Origin of the sequence: Bythopirellula sp. (assembly GCF_041737835.1) — a bacterium.
Lineage (GTDB): Bacteria > Planctomycetota > Planctomycetia > Pirellulales > Lacipirellulaceae > Bythopirellula.
Genome location: NZ_JBGSQY010000070.1, coordinates 1 through 3,351, shown reverse-complemented (window position 1 = coordinate 3,351; position 3,351 = coordinate 1). Strand labels below are relative to the sequence as shown.

Sequence of the window (3,351 nt, the reverse complement as noted above, 5' to 3'; positions counted from 1 at the left end):
CTTGGCGAGCTGCCGCAGAACGGTATCCCCAGGTTGTCTCGCTTGACGATCCGATGTTCGGCTTCATGATCGGACCCTCGGCGTTGAATTCCGATACTGGCACGCAAGGCTTCATGGTGGATGCGTCGCAAAAAATTCCTTGGCATGGCAAACGTGACTTGCGCGGTCAAAGCGCCAGTGCTGCTGCGGCCACAGCCCGCGCTGATATCGATGAAACGCGGCAGCGTTTGATAGCCACGACCAAGATTGCCGCAGCCGATTATTACCTGGTCCATCGGCTACTGGAGTTGAACCAGAAAAACGCCGCCATCATGCGCGAGTTTCGTGAGGTGGCACGTGTTAAGTACGAAAACAACCAGGTCACCCAAGAAGATGTGTTGCAGGCCGACGTTGAATTGGCGGAACTCGAACGGCGAACCGTGGAATTGCAGCGAATGAATCGGGTCTCCATCGCCCGCATCAATACACTGCTACATCAGCAACCCGATTATCCCCTTCCCCGACCACCTGCCCAGATGAGCGTCGAGGGTGAGGTTCCGCCGGTGGAGTACCTGCGACAGATCGCTTTGCAACGTCGTCCACAATTGGCGGCCGAAGCCGCAAAAATTCGCGGCGAGCAGGCCGCGTTAGGATTAGCCCATGTCGATTATTATCCCGATTTGGCGATTGTCGGCCGTTACGATGGATTTTGGGAGAATCCTGACCAACGACCCCAAGTCGGCATGAATTTGAATGTGCCACTTTATCAAGCCAAGCGGGATGCGGCCGTCCGCGAAGCATCGTACCGTCTGAGCCAGCGCCGCGCGGAATACCGGCAGCGCGTCGATGAGGTCAACAACGACGTACAATCCGCGTATGAAATGGTCCAGGAAAGCATGAAAACGCTGCGCCTGTACGAGCTAAAAATCCTGCCCGCCGCCAAGCAAAATGTCGAGACGGCACGTTCCACCTACACCAACGCGAAGTTGGATTTTTTGCGGCTCATCGACTCGCAACGGCGTTATCTGATGTTGCAAGAAAAATACCGCGAAGCCGAAGCGGAACAACTTCGCCGACTCGCCAACCTAGAGCAAGCGATTGGGGGGCCATTGGAGATGTTGCCCTTGGAAGTGATCCATCCGCAAGTTCAAAATGTACTCTAAAAGCAACCCTCCACATTCCGCCTTGAGAATAAGCATTGATGCCAAGAATTTTGGCATTGATAATGCGATTATTGTAGGGGATTTTTGGAAAAGTTATAGAAGTAACTCGAATACAGCAATCATCTTGTGAGCTGAAATTATCCTGCCAAACTCCCACGGCACATCATTCGCCAATATATTTTTGGGCTAAGGTCATTCTGGTTGCAAATGGATTTTTGAATGAATTGCTTTAGTCGAATTACTGTATTCCTTAGCACATATTTTCTTGTGGGAACGCTTCTCCCGCTGTTTGCGGCTGAATGCTCACACGGTCTTGGAGCGTGTGGATGTTCGAAATCAGGTCTTACAACTGCGGCACAAGCCTTTTGGACAGTCCAGTCCTCGAACAATTTCACGGTCTGTTGCCCGCCCGGGACCGATCCAATAACGGTCATCAAAGCCTGCGAGGACGCTCGCCGCAAGATCACGGAATTCTGGCGCACCGACACGACTGATTGGAAGCTCAAGTGCTATGTCGTGTTGCATCCCACAGCCAAAAGCTACAAACAATTCGTCGGTCTCGGAGCCAGTCAAAGCTCGGGCTGCTCCACCCTCGAAATCAAAAAAGGTGTCGTTGTTGCGAGGCGGATCGATTTGCGATTGGATCGACCTAACGCTCTCGTCCGGGTACTGCCCCACGAACTTAGTCATGTCATCATCGCCGATGAGACTGCGGAAAACCCTTTGCCAAAATGGGCCGAAGAAGGGATGGCCATGTTGATGGATCCACCGGATAAACGCGCGGGTCATCGCGCGGATGCGGTAAATGCCAAGCAACGTGGTCGCTCCTTGCGCCTGGACACGTTGTTGACCACAGAGGGATATCCTGAGCCGGAACTGCAAGCCGCATTCTACGGCCAATGCCTCGTACTGGCCGAGTACCTCGTGGCCGTGCATGGACCCATCGAATTCAAACGCTTCATGAAAACCTCTGCGAAACTTGGAGCGAATCGAGCATTGGCCGAGGTCTATGGGTACGGTATCAACGATCTGGAACAGAATTATTCTAAACGCGTCGGGCTACCCGCAGTGGCAGCAGACCAAACCCAAATCATATTTGCTTCCGCTGGGGGCTAAATTCACTCTTATCAGGGAACGTCAACGGTCTCACTTAGTTCACTTTTAGCCCATCTTCGACGCTGGGGGTGCGCCATATGCGGGCGAATCTTCACGATCAGGATTAGCGTTCTTAGATCGTTTGCTGCGCCACTCAGATTTCGGCCTCCCAGGTGAACTCGACATAGATCGCATTGAATCTAGCGGTCGTTTGAACGCCCACGGCTTGCACATCGGCGTTGCCCAACAGCGCATTCTGCAGGTACTAAACCGTCTCATCCTCATAAGTCAGATCGCGCATGCCGAAATCGAAATCAAAAATAATGAGCCTCCAGGCGATTCTTACGAATGGAGGACTAGGGTATCTTCAGTAGGTGCAGATTCGGCTCAGCAAGAGTAATTTCAGCCGGTAGCAGTTGAAGTGGCAAGCGAGGTTCGTCAAAGTCCTGTAATGGACGAAAAACGAACGCCTCACTGCTTCTCGCACCACCCACGGCCTGCGGTGATTCGCCAGATACCCCTCACCCTATCTTCCGTTCTCATCCAGCCCGTAGCCGATGTTCTGGATGCGGCTGAGCACCGGGAATAGTTCCTTTCGCGTTCGCTGGTACTGCGAGCGAAAGTAACGGGTGAAGCACTTCGAGTTGTGGTAAGGCAACAAAAAACCACCTTACCTGGGGCAGTAGGTAAGGTGGCTTTATAAGTGTGGTAACCCGGGGCAAAGGGTCACCACGCTTTTGATAATATCAAACCCAAAACGCCCGTCAAGCATTTTATGAGGATTTTTCTAGAGCTAAATTCCCGGCCAATTCTGCACAAGAAAATCCACGCCACCATGCTGTGTTTGACCAAGAGTGTTAATTCAGAAAAGAATTGAAAGTGTGGTCACACGCCTGTCTCATTCAGTAACAATCGCATCTTGGCTGGATCATTGCCGACCGAGCGGTATCGCAGGAACAATTCGTGATTGGGCGACCGCGTGCGGTTGCCACTATGGGGCTGGGCCGGATGCCACAGATGATAGAGTGGGTGCTCGAGCGGCGGCTGCGGCTGTACACAAAGTTCTACGACGCCCCCGGAGAGGCCAAGCCGGACTGGTGGGCAGTCGCCAAGC

Annotated in this window: 3 protein-coding genes; 2 read left to right on the top strand and 1 reads right to left on the bottom strand. The window is 52.9% G+C overall.

Features of this window, described 5'->3' with window-relative positions:
* A partial coding sequence (locus tag AC6T8Q_RS19375; RefSeq protein ID WP_500680646.1) for a TolC family protein occupies window positions 1–1,142 on the top strand: 1,142 nt, incomplete at its 5' end.
* Between the two features lie 267 nt (window positions 1,143–1,409).
* Window positions 1,410–2,258 (top strand): gluzincin family metallopeptidase, encoded by an 849-nt coding sequence (locus AC6T8Q_RS19370; RefSeq protein ID WP_500680645.1) that lies wholly within the window; start codon window positions 1,410–1,412, stop codon window positions 2,256–2,258.
* 864 nt (window positions 2,259–3,122) lie between these two features.
* Here AC6T8Q_RS19370 and AC6T8Q_RS19365 read toward each other — a convergent pair.
* Window positions 3,123–3,351, bottom strand: a 229-nt coding sequence (locus AC6T8Q_RS19365; protein WP_500680644.1) for a hypothetical protein, incomplete at its 5' end; no start/stop codon positions are given.